The sequence below is a fragment of the Phormidesmis priestleyi BC1401 genome, assembly GCF_001650195.1.
GTDB classification, from domain to species: domain Bacteria; phylum Cyanobacteriota; class Cyanobacteriia; order Leptolyngbyales; family Leptolyngbyaceae; genus Phormidesmis_A; species Phormidesmis_A priestleyi_B.
Map to the genome: position 1 here is coordinate 1 of NZ_LXYR01000079.1, position 15,553 is coordinate 15,553.

The window sequence follows — 15,553 nt, forward strand, 5'->3', positions numbered from 1 at the left end:
TCCGTAGATCGGACTCATGGTACAGCAGCCCATCTAAAACATAGGTGGAGTCGCGCACACCCACATTAATCACCTTCGTACTGAAAGGAGCGTACTGGTCAGAGATGTGGGTATAGAACATCCTGCCAGGTTCGCTTCCATACTTAAGATTGATATGTCCAGTCCTCTCAGCTTTGCCACTGGCTCGAAAGCGTTGAGCATCGGATGAAGACGTTGTCCCATCCCCCCAATTGTCCGTAAATGGGTGATGGAATTGGCTGTTTACCAAGTCCGCCAGTCCTTCTGAATAGGTATCATCGCGAATGTACCAGGCTTGCAACCAGGACAGCTTGTCATAAGTCATACCTGGTGAGGACTCTGCCATTTTAGTCAGTCCCAAGTTTATGGCATCAGCCAGGATCGCCGACAGCAACAAAATTTTGTCCTTGGCTGGCTCCCCACTCTTCAAATGAACGAAATGGCGCGTGAAGTTAGTCCACTGCTCCACCTCCATGAGCAGATCAGTAATCCTGGTGCGTGGCAGTAACAAGCTGATTTGGTTGATCAGTTGTTGAGCAGCCTCCGGTACAACGGTCTCCAATGGCGTAATTTTGAGTCCAGCATCCGCGTTGATGACTGCATCTGGTAACTCGTTAGCCAGTGCCAAGCGGTTGACCGTAGCCAATTGCTGCTCCAGCAGTTTGAGTCGGTCATCCAGATATTCGTCACAATCAGGACTGATTGCAATCGAAAGTGCTTGAGACTCTTTGAGCACTCCAAACTTCTCTGGGGGCAGTAAGTACTCATCAAAGTCACGAAATTGGCGTGAACCCTTGACCCAAAGGTCACCAGAGCGCAATGAGTTTTTCAATTCTGTCAGGACGCAGATTTCATAGAAACGGCGGTCAATGCCCTCGTTGGTAAAGATGAGAGACTTCCAACGGGGTTTAATGAAAGCAGTTGGCGCGTCCGTTGGAACCTTGCGAGCGCTGTCATGATTCATGGCTCTGAGTACTTCAATCGCATCCAGTAAACTCTTTGCTGCTGGCGCATTACGAATTTTTAGGACATCCAGAAGTGCTGGGGTATAGCGACGGAGCAGGTTAAATTGCTCACCAATTAGGTAGAAGTGATCAAATGACTTTGGTTGACCCAGTTGGTCAGCTTCGAGGATGCTCTGTGTGAACTCCTCCCACGGAATTACAGCTTCGATAGCAGCATAAGGATCTGTCCCAAACTCTTTGGCGCTCAATAAGGCATGACCAATTTTGGAGTAGAGCTGTACCTTGTCCTTAATTTCCATCCTTTGGCTCTGGAACTGCTGTTGGTGCTTATTCTTAGCTGTTCTGAAGACCTTCATTAAGATCTGGTCATGGAGGTCGATAATCTCATCAGTGATAGTGGCCATCCGCTCCAGAGTCATTGCCACTAAGGTCGCATAACGCCTATCAGACTCGAATCGCCGCAGATCCTTCGATTTCATCTGTCCACCTTCTCGCGCCATCTTCAGTAAACGGTTTTGATGAATATGGCTACCGATGTTTTCTGGCAAACGTAGAGACTGAAACGTTTTGAGGCGTTCGATATGTTCCAGCATGTAGCGAGAATTTGGTTTTAACGATGACTGGCGCAGCCAAACCAACCAAGTAATACTACTGTCTGGTTTAACCTTCAGCAGATTATCTAGCCTGTGCTGGTGTTGCTTCGTTAGGGGTGTGACCAATGATCTGTAAATTCGGCGGTTGGCAAGGGTGAGCGCTGCGGCACAAGCTCGCTCAATCGCTGGCATCACTGGCAGGATTACATGGCGTTGCCGCAGTTTCTCCAACGCATGTGTCGCAAGTGTTAACCTCTTGTCTGTCTGCATGGCCAGCTCAGTTAGACTTTGTACCAGCAAGCGAAAGTCTGATAAACCAAACATCGATAATCCTAGATAAGCCCGTAGCTCTTGGAGGTGTTCGCGCCGTGTCTCGACACGCGCACCATAATTTGCCCAAGCGTTGGCTTCCACCTGAATGGAACGAGCAACCCATTCGACAACGGATTCTGCTACTACTGTGTCATTGGCGAATGCATAACCTGGAAAACGCAACAGACAGAGCTGTATGGCAAATCCAAGCCGATTGGCATCGCCCCGACGTTGTCTGATCAGTGACAAATCAGACTCATTAAAGCTGTAGTAGCGGATTATGTCTTCCTCACATTGAGGCAGGGTCAGTAAGCTAGTCCGGTCATTAGCAGATAGTGACAAGCGACGGGGCATAAGTAGTCATCCTCAGAGTGCGGAAAGTATACTTTTTGCACCATGCATTAGTCCCAAATAATATAGCCAATCTCACGCGGATCTTAGTGCGAAAACCTTTGCCGTAATCATAGTGCATTTATTTATGACATGAACTATGATTTTGCACTATGGATGACTCCACTAACATTGATCAAACAACATCAATCCGGATTGGCTATGCTCGCGTCAGCAGTATCGGTCAAAATCTTGACTCCCAAACCGATGCACTACAGAAAGCTAGTTGCATTAAGATTTTTACGGACAAAATCACGGGTTCACGCCTGGAGCGACCGGGATGGGATCAGCTTCTGGAATATATTCGCCCAAATGATACTTTGGTGGTCATGGAGCTGAGTCGTATGACCCGTTCGTTACTCGATCTGCTGGAAACGACCAAGAGATTGGAACAACGTCAAATTAATTTAATTTCATTACGAGAAAATATTGATACCACGACTGCCACGGGGCGCTGTTTTCTCGCAATGATGGGGGCGATCCATCAAATGGAGCGAGAACTACGAGCTGAACGCGCTTCAGCAGGACGGGCATCGGCAAAGGGACGAGGAAGAACAGGGGGGCGACCACGAACGGATGTGACGAAGCTGGAAACCGCCAGAATTTTGTATGAAAACTCAGGCAAGACCGCCGCTGAAGTTTGTGAGATAGCTGGGGTAGGAAGGCGAGTCTTCTTTGCTTATTTGGCTAAAAAGCACCCTGAGTAATGGGTTTATCCATTGTAAGAAACCGCTTAAAACGACTTAAAGAGCTATTTTATAGATCAGACGGCAGCTTGGAAAGCTATCTGAGAAAAGGTTTCAGGCTTAGCGTACGATTTTGTCCGAATTCCCCGTTTGCCCCTTTTACACAAGATCGATTTCTCGAACTTACACAGGCAATTGAGTGCGTACAAAAGTTGAGATCTATAGACAAAACGATTGCTGGCTACTGGTTTGAGTTGGAAGGTTGGTAGTTATGATAAGCGTTGTGTCTTGTATATTGTTTCACCATAAGAGTAGATAAGCTTCGCTTTCATCTACTCTTATGGTGAAACAAGAATTTCAATTAAAGTTTCAACGCTTCTTTGAAATGCAATGTAAGCATAATGGCTTAGACGGCTACCTATTCTTTGATCTTTCATATAGTAAAGAGCTTTGACATAATCTGAATTAGAATTACATTGGCTTCTCACCCTGTTGCGTTTATTAAAATCAAGCTCACAACTTACACGTACAATGAGACGCAAAGCTTCTAGATACCTTTCGATAACCCTATCTACTTCTGCATCAAACTTTCCTTTTTCTTCCGCATTACCGGGAACGTATAAAGATTCGTTCACGACATGAACGCGCAATTCTTCGATTAATGATTGCCTCGACGATTTTTCTGCAATCTGACCTGTAATCCAATCGGCTGCTTCTAATCGAAATTTCAGCTCATCAACTAATCCTAACTGTCCTTCAAGGTAATCCGTCATCTTGTCTACCTCTTGACGTAATTTTTCATCTTGAACCTTTTCTTGCACGTACTTCAAGAAAAGCTGCAAGTTTTGTAAAACAGAATTTCCTTGATTTATCTCAGGAAAGTCGAGAGTGAATAGACCTTCCAGCCGTTTTATGCGTTCTCTCAAGTGCTTAATTTCTGATTCTTTCTGCTGTGAAGTTAGTTCAAGACTTCTCTTCTCACTAGCAAAAGACTTCTCCAATCTAGATTCGTTTGAGTTATAGAGTTTCTCTAAATCATCAGAGCGTCTTTGGTGAATGTTTGAAACCCATGTTAAGCCTCCAATTAGTCCAGTTAAAATGCCTCCTAAAGCTGCAAATAGAGCAACACTAGCTGTAATGACAGTCCCCCAAACGGGATCAAAATTAGTAACTGTCTTTGCAGCCTCCGCAGTAGCCTGAACAGTGGGTGCAGCTTCTATTAACAATAAATCAAGGAAAGCTAGAGAAGCACCCATACAACCTCGCAAGTAAGTCACAGAATTAGCAATGAAGCAATTCTATAGCTTGACAGGACGAGAAAGTTAAGAGTAGTTAATTGTGTAGCTCATTTAGTTCTTGTGTACTATTTATAGCTCAGTCACTACCTAAAAAGCAATAGGAAATCCAAACTTTTTGTACTACCCATATGGGGACAAAATAGGGTTGTGCCGCAAATACTTTTTAGTGACAAACGGAGTATCTCATTTGCGTTCCGTTAAGCACTCACTCCCAAGAGTTCTTCAATAAATTTTACTTAAGACACACTGTCCCCCTTGCTGGCTCCCTTCACCTGTCCTTTGCAAATCGGCGTTCCCGTAGCAACTGGACCAAAAACAACCTTAAGGAATTTTAGCCAGACAACTGATAAGTTTTGATTAAGTCCGTTTTCGCTAATACTACATAACTGACCTACTTCTGGACTGTTACATCACACTACAAATCGCTCAAGCTTGATTCACTCGTTCTTTCGGATGGCTGGAACCCTTGTCTTTGTGTGGCACTTCTGCCACACGGGCAGAGAGACGAGCCTAATCGAGATATTTGAAAACCTGATTCGTCGAGCGATTTCTTGCTTTAGACAAACCGCGAAATCAACTATCACAAGTCAATCACAGAGAGTCTTTCAGGCTTAGAGTTGTTTTTGGTCCAAAAGCTACGGGAACGCCATCTTCAACTCTTTTCTCATTACCCTCGCCCATCGTTTGGGCTGTCGCACGGTCCCAGATTGCATGCGTGAACTCGCCAATCAAGTCCGTCAGGTTTTTCGCTGGCTAATATGAAACCACCCTGCCATTCGTCAACTGACTTGGGGCTTGAATGAAGTCAAAGTTGATTTGTGTCTTCCTTAGGTTCCAGGATCATCTTCCTATGTGATGGCAACAGAGTAAGGCGGACCAGAGTTAGCTGTAGGAGCACCGATTACATAGCTAATGAAAGAGGGGTTGAGATGCAGTCGAGTAGGACATCGCTGCCCTACCCTCTGCTTCAGTCAACTAAGAATTTTTTTGACCTGTTGGTCGGTCATGGCGGCAAAATGTTCTAGCAACAGCCGATGGATGAAGATGTAGCCACCGCCAACTCGTTGCAGGAAAAGATGTTCGACTGCCTTGTCGAGAAAGCGAGCATAGTTCCAGGGTATGTGTCCCTGCCGACAGAGAATGAGGCGTAAGGTGAAGTGCTGGATACAAAATGCACCGCCATAGTCCAGCCCAACCAGCCCCGAAAGCAGCCCAACATTCAGCCCAACATTCAGCCCAATAGCCAGCTCACGGACCGGCGTACCCAGCAGCCTAAAAAGCAGCCCAAAAAGCAGCCCAACTAGCCCAAAAAGCAGCCCACCAACCAGTCCCACAAGTGCAAAGTTTTTTGCCGAGTTCCACATTCCTTGACTTGGTTTTGTTGTTGCCTCGATTTTAGTGGCACCCAGCCCAGCAGCAAGCCCACCAACCAGCCCAACAGCAAGCCCAACACCCAGCCCAGCAAACCCAACAAGCAGCCCAACACCCAGCCCAATACCCAGCCCAAGACTCAGCCTACCAGCCAGCCCAGCCAGCAGCCCAACACCTAGCCAAGCCAGCAGCCCAACACCCAGCCCAATACCCAGCCCCCTAACCAGCCCAACAAGCGCCTTCTTTCCAGCCTTTTTCCATGACCACGTCAGTTTCTCAACAGGTTCAATTTTCCCCCCAGCCAGCCAAGCAAGCAGCCCAACACCCAGCCCAACAACCAACTCAACAATCAGCCCCAAAACCCGTGCAATAACCAGCCCAACAATCAGCCCCAAAACTAGCAGGGTTCCCAGGAGATAGAAAACCCTCGCCCAACCCTGTACCCATCGCGGCTGCATGGTCTCAATGAGAAAGACGGTCTGGGACTCCCTGACCATTTGCTGCGCTAACCAGATCAACCAGCCCAGCGTGCGGGAGGGCGCGTACGGCATCGCCTGCCCCCGATGGGTGAGCATGCGTCGGATGTAAGTATCAAGGAGTTGTCTCTGCCTTACTTCAAGCACTTGTGTCTCCGGTAGGTCAGCAACCGCCACACCTTGATATGCAAGCACCATGATGTTGAGCAATAACGGTGACTTCGCGAGTTCCTGTAGCGCTCTGTCAGTTGTCAGTAAGCTGTTCAGTCCCCTTAAGTCAGCACGCAACTGGTTGAGATAGGATTGGCTTTGCTGGAGTGTGAGCGCTTGAAGGGAAATGGCAGTCTGGCAATGAAGTCGGCTATTGAGCCTCTCATACTCTTGGCGGCGACAGCAGACCACCATTTCTGTCCCGCTCTCTTGTTGAAAAGCATTGAGGGCATCAACGCAATCATTTCGATGTGCTACCTGCACTTCGTCCAAACCGTCTAGCAGCAGCAAGAGTCGTTGCCGTTTAATCCAAGTTTTACCCACTTGCCTAGGCACCTGGTATTTACTGCTTAACTCCTCCACTAGCCAAGCGTTTAGGGGAGGCAGATCTGCGGACTGCCCTAAACGCTGGGTTGGTGTCCAGGAAGAGAGGTTAAGCACAACCGGAATGAGACGCTCCGACTCCTGCTCAGCACGAGCAATGAGGTCACGCGCCAAGTGGAGGAGGGAAATGGTTTTACCTGAGCCGGGTTCCCCTAGAATCAGTAAGGTCCGACCCGTCCCGATTCGGTCAAAGAGGGTGCTAACGGTTGTGCCAGCAGGGAGTGGTCGCGTCGATGATCCGCCTGTCTCAAACAACAGATTCCAAGGACGTGCCACGGCTTCGGGTCTCTCTTCGAGTCCCAACGTTATCAGTACCTGCTCATGGAGAGATTGTTCCAGCACATCTCTGACCCACCAGTTTTTCACTTTGGTGAGCAGGGCTTGACGATTCTGATATTCCTGTTGTGTGAGGGGCGTTGACTTTACCCGTTCCCGTCCGGGCGACTCCAGTCAGTTAAACGTCACCGGGGCGTTAAAGATGTTGCCCTGAAACACGTTCTTCAGTGCTGGCAGACTTTCAGCAAGTTTGCCAAAGGTTTGAATTGTCGCAGGTGGGGCTTTTTGTAACGCCTCAGCATAGGCAGGGATGGCAGTGGCTAAGGTGGGTTCTGCTTACACCGCTCCCGCTAAGTTCGCTACGCTTTGGGCGAGTTCTGGATCACTTTTAGTGGCAGTGTCCAGTTCCAGGACTGCTCGCCCTGCGTTGATCGGCTGCTCAGACTGAGCGATGGCACTGCTCTGGGGCAGATTTTTCCGCTCGATTAGGTGCAAGAGCGCTCCTGCTTGTTGACTGACCGCTTCGCCTAACTTTTCACCGGTCTTTTCAAAGGCTTTCTTGAGGATGAGCGTAGCAACAGCAATGGCAGCGGTCGAGAGGGGTTCCATAGCAGCTTGGTTGGGAAAGGGCATTTATAGGCTCCATTATTCCACGAAGCTTCTCTATCAGATGCCAAGCATAAAGCTGAGTTTTGCTTCGCACGATCAGTCGCAAAACCGGATATGACATTGACATTCACCACGAAGAATCTTTGGGTCTATTGCGGACTGTGCAGAAGTTCGATTAGGTGAGACAGCCCTATAAGCTTTACTGAGTCAAGCGAATCACTCATTTTCTGGCGCTGTGCGATCGTCTGTCAGTCTCACGAGTTTTGGACATTACAGCGGACTACAAAAGTAAGATTCAGTCCGAGTTTAGTCCAGCTTGTTTTTGAGACAGAGAATCTCAATTTGAGACAAGCGTTAAAGATTGGTGGCTCAACTCACTCAATGATTTAGGAGTCTCAGCAGCAGGGCTGCTCTAGCTTTGTTGCTTTGGCGCCATTTAATGTGTCTCCGCGACAAATAAGAAGTCACTGTACACAATCTCTTGATTTCGTATGAGGTGAGAATTTTGGCTCGCCCGTGGCGATCGGTCTTCATAGGGATGACGATGGATGACGCTGTGATCAGACTTTGGATTGACTAATTACAAAAAATGAGGGTCTGAACCCCTTATTCTGCTGTAGCAGTCGATTGCTAAAACGCCTAAAAGTTGCCCGCTCAGTTGTACGGTGCACAATCCACTAAGTGCTCTCGATCTAGCCTTGAATGCCCTGGATCGGCTCACGGTGAAACCGGACCTTCAGTCCCTCTTTAGGATGTGGGGTTGGCACCATCACCAGTGTCAAATCCTGTGGCAGTAAGCTCCAGTCATACCCCTGCAAAAGTTTAGCGGCGAACAGCTTCATCTCTAGACGGGCAAACTCCTTGCCCAAGCACTCCCGCAATCCGCCGCCGAAAGGCACATGGCTAAAAGGTTTCCCCTTGTCCTCCGCCCGTTCTGGGCTGAAGCGCTCCGGGTCGAACTGCTCAGGGGCCGAAAAAAGCGCGCTGTCTTGGTGGGTCAGGCTGATCTCATAGAGCACGCTCCAACCCTTGGGAATGAGAAACCCGCCAAATTCACACGGCTCCAGAACCTGTCGAAACCCGCCCCCTACAGGAGCAACGCACCGCAGCACCTCCTTTAAGACCTGCTCCAAATAAGTCATCTGCTTTAGCGTTTCCAGGGTTAGAGGTGCGCCCACAAACCGAGACTGTTCAGCTCTAGCTCTGGCTTTGACCATCGGATGTTGAGCCAAAAGCAGGCAGAAAGAGGCAAGCGCAGAGGTCAGCGTTTCGTGTCCTGCGAACAGCAGCAGCAACACCTGATCCTTGAGTTCTTCCAGTTCCAACTGCTGACCGTCCTCATCGCGAGCCCGGAGCAATACCCCCAAAGCATCGTTGTCCTGATCGCCCTGCTGCCGCCGCTGCCGGATCAGCGCCTCTAGCCCGTTGAGCAGTTGCTCACGGCAGCGGTAAGCCTTGCCAAAGCGAGTCCAAGGCAACTGCAAAGGTAAGCTGAAAAGTCCCTCGCACCAGGTCTCAAACCAGTGTCCCAGATCAGTTTTAGACGCTTGATCCAGCCCGATTAGCAGCTTGCCAGCAATGTCAAACGTATAGTTCCGTAGCTCTGGGTACCAAGTGAAGGTTTCCAGAGCGGCCCAACGTTTTAAGTACTGGTCGCTAATCGCCGCCATCGCTGGAATATAGTCCGCTAGGGCACGGGGCTGAAAGGCTTGAGCCATCAGCTTGCGACGCTGGACATGCACCGCCCCTGTTTGCAGTGCCAGCGAAAGCGGTCCCAAGAGCTTTTTCACGCTAGGCGGCCAGCTGACCACAAAATACTGGTTTTCGTGAGTGAGGACGAAGCCATTCGCCTCTGGACCTTTGAGGAAGACAGTCGGGTTACCCAGCAGATGGGTTTTAAAGATCGGACCGTATTGCTGATGGCGCTTCTGAGCAAAGTCGGGATCGCGGAGGAAGGAAAGGGTTTCGCCCAGGATGGGTAAACCCAGCTTGCCAGGAGGTGGAGTTAGAGAAGTCATGGGTTGGAGAGTGGCGAAGGTGTGAGGAGCTGCTAAGGTCAGATTTTCGCAGGCTTTAGACCAATTCGCTAGGAGAAGTTGAGCTAACAGATGGGTTACGTCAAGTAGTTTGGGTCCAGGGTCAAAATTAGAGCGAAAATTACTCTTCGTCGACGAGCGAAAATCGGTTTAGAGCCGGCTTTCACTTTCGGGGTGCTTCGCAGCGCAAGCGAACGGTATCGTCCATTTTGACCCAGGCTGTGCATCGCGAGGTGAACCACTTTGAGGACAGAATCACTGGTGGGAAACGTCCGACGATTCTTGACCACTTTTCTCAGGATTGGGTTGAGTGACTTAATCGCAGGGATACCGATGGGCAATTGCTCGATGCTGCTTCTCTCTAACTAAGAGCAAACTCCTACAGGTGAGGCTTATCGTGATCTCGTGGTGGCAAGTGACAGCTTGCTTAGCTTTGGGCGAAATAGAAAAATGTGTGCGCCAGAATCATATTATTCGCGCAAGACCAATTGGTCACTCTAGCCAACTATTTACGCTTATGTTCCTCAATTCTCCAAGTGGAATGGCTGAAATGAGAAACTTGGCGATTACAACGAGTGGACTATACAGCTTGAGTGTCGGTAAAATTCGAGAGATAGCTATTCCCCTTCCGCCTCTTGCCGAGCAAAAACGCATTGTTGCCAAAATCGATGAACTGATGCAGATGTGCGATCAACTTGAAGCTAGCCTGCGCCAGAGCCAACAACGAGCAGAAGCTTTAGCCGCCTCCGCCATCAGCCACCTGACAATTTAGAAGCTCTTACATGGGGCTTTGGCAAGTAATGATGGGTAGGGCGAGATGATTTTGAAATGTCTACAGGCTAAAACCTTTGCCCCTCAGACGCTTCAGCCGAAACCCCGCCACGTGGCGGGGTTTCTCATGCCACTTTGGCGAGGCAAAATTCCGCTTCTTTACCGTTAATCAACCGTACAATATCGAAGCTTTCTATCGTCGCACCCGCACCATGATTATCACTGTCGCCAGTTTTAAGGGGGGCGTAGGTAAATCGACCACTGCTATTCATCTTGCAGCCTTCCTTGCCCAGAAAGGCGAAACCGTTCTAATCGATGGCGACCTCAACCGTTCTGCCCTCGATTGGTCAGAGCGTGGCGAAGCTCCCTTCCTCGTTGTCGATGAAACCGATCTCGATCGTATTGGCGACGTTCAGCACACCGTCATCGATACCCCCGCTCGTCCTTCAGATGCAGACCTGACTGCACTGGCGCGATCTTCTGATCTGCTGGTCATTCCCACCATGACCGATGCCTTTAGCATTGTGGCAATGGTGAAGACAGTCAATATCCTGACCAGTCTGCCAAAAAATCGCTATAAAATCTTGCTGACCGTTTGCCCCCCCGCACCCTCAAAAGAAGCCGAAAAAGCAAGGAAATCCTTGCTTGAAGTTGGGTTGCCGTTATTCAAAACTAATATTAGTCGTTTAGCCGCCTTCCAAAAAAGTGCTTTAGAAGGCGTGCCCGTTAATAAAGTAAAGGATGCTCGTGCCCAGCAAGCCTGGGCAGATTACACCGCTGTAGGAAAGGAAATTTGGCATGGCAGACCTCAGTAAAATCATTCGCGCTGTCCAAGCGAAAAAAGGCGGTGAGGCAGAATCCATTGAAGTTCGAGACTCTACCGTACCGCTGAGTGCTATCCGCGATCGACTCAGCGGCGATACTCGTCCTCTCAATGCTGCCCATGTGGATAAGTTAATGGAATCGATCGCTGCGTTGGGGTTAATCGAACCCATTGTGGTAGATACGCAAAATCGCTTACTTGCTGGAGGACACCGTAGAGCTGCAATCTTAAGGCTTCAAGATGAAAAGCCTGATGTTTTTGAGCAACATTTTACTGGTAGGAAAGTGCCAGTTCGGGTCATGCCTTTTGACTCGGAAGAAAACCCTGATTTAGCCCTGGCAGTCGAAGCGTCTGAAAACGATCAACGGAAAAACTACACGAAGGCGGAAGTACTAGCGATCGCTGAAAAGTTGCGTAATGCTGGTTACAAAGATAGTAGTGGCAGACCCAAAAAAGACGAAAAGCGCTTGAAGCCTGCACTCATGACGATCTTTGGGACTTCACTCCGAACCGTAGAGCGCTATCTGACTGAAGATGAAAAAACCCCGCCACGTGGCGGGGTTTCTCCCCAAAAGGTTTACAGTCAGTCATTGCAGAAATTGAAACAATGCCAGGCTATTGCTCCGACAACACCCCAAGAACATACACTTGCCGAAAAGCTACCAGAGGTAATCCAGTTGCTTGAAAAAATCCTGGAGTCAGAAACGTAAAGTGCATTTTCCTGTCTACCCTATTCACCCTCCTGAAAAATCCGCTCAATGTCTTTCTGCCCCGGCAAAACACGGACAACCTCGATTCCTTGCTTCGTCAGGCGATAAAAAATTAAAAACTTATCAACTGGAAAACTCCGCAACGACGGAGCAATGTCTTCCCGAGCAATTCCCATCTCCCTAAACCGGGACAGCAATAGAAAACGTGCTTGGATTTCATCTAGCACCTTATCTGCACGGTCTAAATTGTGCTGTGCAATGGATAACCAAATGTCATCGAGGTCTTTCTCTGCCAGCTTTGCCAGCTTAAAGCGACAACGGCTCATAGAGTCCCATTTTCAGCCAAACGTCTCCTCCCTCTTGCTTTAATGTCGACGAATAGGTCAGATAGGGTATCCTCGTCGTGCTCCACGTAATCCCCAGTCTCCAGTTGCTCAATTCCAACTGCAATATCTTTTCGCAGAGCATCTAGCTTCATCGATTTCAATTCTTGTTCTGCACTTTCTAACCGCTCTAGAACCTGCTGAAACGCGTGGGCATCCTGAACGATCACAGCCGCTTCACCATTGACTGTTAGCACTAAGGGTGACTTTGTTTCTCGAATTTGATCGACATAATTACTGGCATTCCGGCGAAAGTCAGTCAACGAATGTATGTTTTTGATGCTGATCATGATGGCTCCTAATAAAGAGCAGAATTCGATACTTAATCCGATGCTATTATTCTAGACCCTTTTGGTCAATATATTCACCTGCTCCGGCAGTTCAATGAGACTGTACGACTGTGCCAGTTGCTTATGTCAATCAAACGCTCCTTTGTTTTACAGTGGAACGCGCTCTGCTAAAACGAGGCTTTCAGGCTCGCCAACGTGTCAATTAACTTGTTAATCAATCTATGTCTCAAAACGTAACGAGTTCAACGAGTTCTGAGACAATAACAGGACACTAGAACTCTCCACCATGTTGATTGGCTACAAACGAGTCTCCACAGACGACCAAAATCTGGCACTGCAACACGATGCTTTGCAGACCGCAGGTTACTCACCTCCGCAATGGGAACTTATTTTCTGATTGGGCAAGCGATCGAGTGGCAGGGTCTTCCGTTTAAACTAACAACAGGGTTGTTTGGCACAACATTTTACTTGCTAACAGGATTTCATGGTCTGCATGTGTTTACTGGAATCGTGCTGCAATTGATCATGGTTGTTCGTTCCTTCATTCCCGGTAACTATGACAGAACTCATTTTGGTGTGAGTGCAACCTCGCTGTTTTGGCATTTCGTCGATGTAATCTGGTTAATTCTGTTTTCGCTTCTCTACCTTTGGCAACCCTAATCATCTTACCGTTTAGCTTTAAGGAGCTATCATATGTCTAATCCTGTTTATCAAACCGTTATTCTAGGAGGTGGATTTGCTGGACTGTTTACTGCTCTACATCTGAGCCATAAGCATTATCCAAGGTCGATTATCCTCATTGATCAAAGCGAACGATTCTGCTTCAAACCGCTGTTGTATGAATACTTTAGTGGCGAAATGGAACCCGATCAAGTGGTTCCACGTTATGACGAATTGCTTAAAGGAAGTGGTGTGATCTTTGTGCAAGACAGCATACAAGCGATCGATTTACATCAACGCCAAATTCAGCTTGCGGGTGGAGGTTCTTACCATTACAGCAATTTAGTTTTAGCGTTAGGCAGCATGACTGGATATTTCGGTATCCAAGGCGCACAAGAGCATTCATTACCATTCCGCACTCAAGAAGACGCGATCGCGATCGATCGCCATCTCCGAGACTGTCTACAACGCGCTGTTCAGACCAACGATTCCGCACAACGTCAGCGCTTGTTAACGATCGCGATCGTGGGTGGCGGTCCATCGGGAGTTGAAATGACTGCGACCGTTGCCGATTTAGTGCCCCAATGGTATGCAGCAATGGGTGGTAATCAGGATGAGGTGCGGGTCGTTCTTGTGAATCATGGAGAGATTCTCAAAGGCGATGTCAATAGTCAGTTGCGGGACGTTGCCGCACAAGCGTTAACAGAACGAGCTGTTCCGGTTGAATCGATCATCGGGGCAGAAGTCACTGCCATTCATTCTGATGGGTTAACTTACAAGCGGGACAATCAAGAAACGACGATCGCAGCAGGCACCGTCATCTGGACAACCGGAACCAACACACATCCGTTAATTAAATCCTTACCGATCCCCGATGAACACCGCGACCAACACGGTCGGCTGCATGTTCTGCCGACCTTACAACTCCCCGATTTCCCCGAAGTGTTTGCGGGTGGCGATTGCGCTGTGGATCTGCAACCCACTGATCAAAAAACTGATGAATACGAGCATCCTCAAACGCAGCCTGATCAGTCAACCAGCGTCGAGGAGCAGCACCCAGACGCAAAACCGCTTCCGCCAACTGCTCAAGTCGCCTATCAGCAAGGAGCCGCAATCTCTTACAACTTAAACGCGCTAGCTCTGGGATACGACCTTAAACCTGCTCGTGTCAACCTCCGTGGAACTTTGCTCAAACTGGGCTTAGAAAACGGTGTCGCAAATATTTTTGATGTGATTCAAATTAAGGGTGAGGCAGGGCATCTGATTCGCCAAGGCACGTATCTGGAGATGTTGCCCACTCCCATTCATAACTTCAAAGCGACTACCCAATGGATTCGAGAAGAGGCATTCGATCGCTATCATCCTGATGCGATAAAGCGAACTGTTCAAGCGGCAGAAATTGTGGGTGGACTCGCAATTGGGGCAGTTGTTGCTAAAAAGTTAATCAATTCATTGAGTGACAACATCAGGAAAGCGCAATCATGAACAACAGCTTACTAAATTCAACCCATAGCACTACACAGAGTTCAGCATCTACTCTCATCGCAACCACTTTAGAAGATCCGGTCAATCCTTACCACTCCCAAACCAGTGACAACGATCCCTTAGTGGCTCACGGTTGGCAGAATGCAGCGTATGTCGGGGCTTTAATGCTTGCTATTTGCCTAATTGTGGCTGTTAGGGTGTTTAGCAAGACGTTAGATAATGCAATTATTTTTGCATTAGTTCTTACGTTAGTCGCGATCCTAGCCGTTATGTTACTAACGCATTAAGGACTAGCGGGCGCATTGGAACAGAAAGTTACGGTTTTGCCTGAAATCGGCATTCCACCAGGCTTTCATCTCCCCTAAAGACAACAGCTAGAAAAACGACCGTTTTCTTTGTGCCGCACTTTTAGCCGCACTTGAGCCTTGATCAGCACAAGAAAACTCATCCAGCAATCAAAATCAGGTTAAGGGGTCGGTTCTAAGTTTCCTGACAAGTCGAAACCGTAACTTTCTGTTCCAATGCGCCCGCTAGTCCCCTTTCCTGTCTGACGCAGAAACTTCCTCAATCTGCCAATGGCGCACGTCTGGCAGTTCCTCCCGTCGGGGTTCTTCTACTTTCCCACCGTTGATGGGGATAATCACGATCGGCAGACAGGATCAGAAGGAAGTTGGGTCATACGATCGCCAAGTTAAGGGGATTTCAGGTGCAGATAATTAGACTTATCTCTATCAGACTATTCTCAGAATAATAGCAAGCATTGGATAAAAGCCTTTGCCGACCAGCGATAATCAGGGAAATTTTTGC

General features: G+C 48.4%; 12 protein-coding genes and 1 pseudogene. 6 read left to right on the forward strand and 7 right to left on the reverse strand.

From position 1 onward, the window contains the following. Positions 1–2,242 (reverse strand): Tn3 family transposase (locus tag A8707_RS23520; RefSeq protein ID WP_068819614.1); only part of this gene is annotated, 2,242 nt, incomplete at its 3' end. A gap of 149 nt (positions 2,243–2,391) precedes the next feature. Here A8707_RS23520 and A8707_RS23525 point away from each other — a divergent pair. Continuing rightward, positions 2,392–2,985, forward strand: a complete 594-nt coding sequence (locus tag A8707_RS23525) for a recombinase family protein (protein ID WP_082906481.1) — start codon at positions 2,392–2,394, stop codon at positions 2,983–2,985. A 317-nt stretch (positions 2,986–3,302) separates the two neighbouring features. On the opposite strand, the gene A8707_RS23530 is transcribed toward A8707_RS23525, so the two are convergent. From A8707_RS23530 to A8707_RS23545, 4 genes are all read right to left on the reverse strand, one after another. Then, a complete protein-coding gene (locus A8707_RS23530; protein ID WP_068819615.1) occupies positions 3,303–4,220 on the reverse strand; it encodes a hypothetical protein in 918 nt (305 codons plus the stop codon). Positions 4,221–5,233: 1,013 nt separating this feature from the next. Next, entirely contained in the window at positions 5,234–7,069 is a 1,836-nt protein-coding gene (locus tag A8707_RS23535) for an NACHT domain-containing protein (protein ID WP_068819616.1), read from the reverse strand. A 246-nt stretch (positions 7,070–7,315) separates the two neighbouring features. After that, positions 7,316–7,612, reverse strand: coding sequence for a hypothetical protein (locus A8707_RS27215; RefSeq protein WP_082906482.1), 297 nt, complete (start codon positions 7,610–7,612; stop codon positions 7,316–7,318). Positions 7,613–8,280: 668 nt separating this feature from the next. Then, positions 8,281–9,606: a cytochrome P450 gene (locus tag A8707_RS23545; protein ID WP_068819617.1), complete on the reverse strand. Its 1,326-nt coding sequence runs from the start codon at positions 9,604–9,606 to the stop codon at positions 8,281–8,283. Positions 9,607–10,039: 433 nt separating this feature from the next. Between A8707_RS23545 and A8707_RS27220 the strand changes: the two genes are divergently transcribed. From A8707_RS27220 to A8707_RS23565, 3 genes are all read left to right on the forward strand, one after another. Beyond that, positions 10,040–10,396: a restriction endonuclease subunit S gene (locus tag A8707_RS27220; protein ID WP_231948417.1), complete on the forward strand. Its 357-nt coding sequence runs from the start codon at positions 10,040–10,042 to the stop codon at positions 10,394–10,396. 76 nt (positions 10,397–10,472) lie between these two features. Continuing rightward, complete coding sequence (locus A8707_RS23560) at positions 10,473–11,210, forward strand: ParA family protein (protein ID WP_231948419.1); 738 nt, start codon at positions 10,473–10,475, stop codon at positions 11,208–11,210. Further along, complete coding sequence (locus tag A8707_RS23565) at positions 11,194–11,928, forward strand: ParB N-terminal domain-containing protein (protein ID WP_068819621.1); 735 nt, start codon at positions 11,194–11,196, stop codon at positions 11,926–11,928. Before A8707_RS23560 ends, A8707_RS23565 begins: the two co-directional genes overlap by 17 nt. Positions 11,929–11,948: 20 nt before the next feature. Here A8707_RS23565 and A8707_RS23570 read toward each other — a convergent pair whose 3' ends face one another. Further along, positions 11,949–12,254: a type II toxin-antitoxin system RelE/ParE family toxin gene (locus A8707_RS23570; protein ID WP_068819622.1), complete on the reverse strand. Its 306-nt coding sequence runs from the start codon at positions 12,252–12,254 to the stop codon at positions 11,949–11,951. Continuing rightward, positions 12,251–12,601, reverse strand: coding sequence for a type II toxin-antitoxin system Phd/YefM family antitoxin (locus tag A8707_RS23575; RefSeq protein ID WP_068819623.1), 351 nt, complete (start codon positions 12,599–12,601; stop codon positions 12,251–12,253). Before A8707_RS23575 ends, A8707_RS23570 begins: the two co-directional genes overlap by 4 nt. A 372-nt stretch (positions 12,602–12,973) precedes the next feature. Between A8707_RS23575 and A8707_RS23580 the strand changes: the two are divergent. Further along, a pseudogene (locus A8707_RS23580) lies at positions 12,974–13,261 on the forward strand (cytochrome c oxidase subunit 3); the annotation flags it as partial. 33 nt (positions 13,262–13,294) lie between these two features. Then, positions 13,295–14,746, forward strand: coding sequence for an NAD(P)/FAD-dependent oxidoreductase (locus A8707_RS23585; RefSeq protein WP_068819624.1), 1,452 nt, complete (start codon positions 13,295–13,297; stop codon positions 14,744–14,746). The last annotated feature ends 807 nt before the right edge of the window (positions 14,747–15,553 follow it).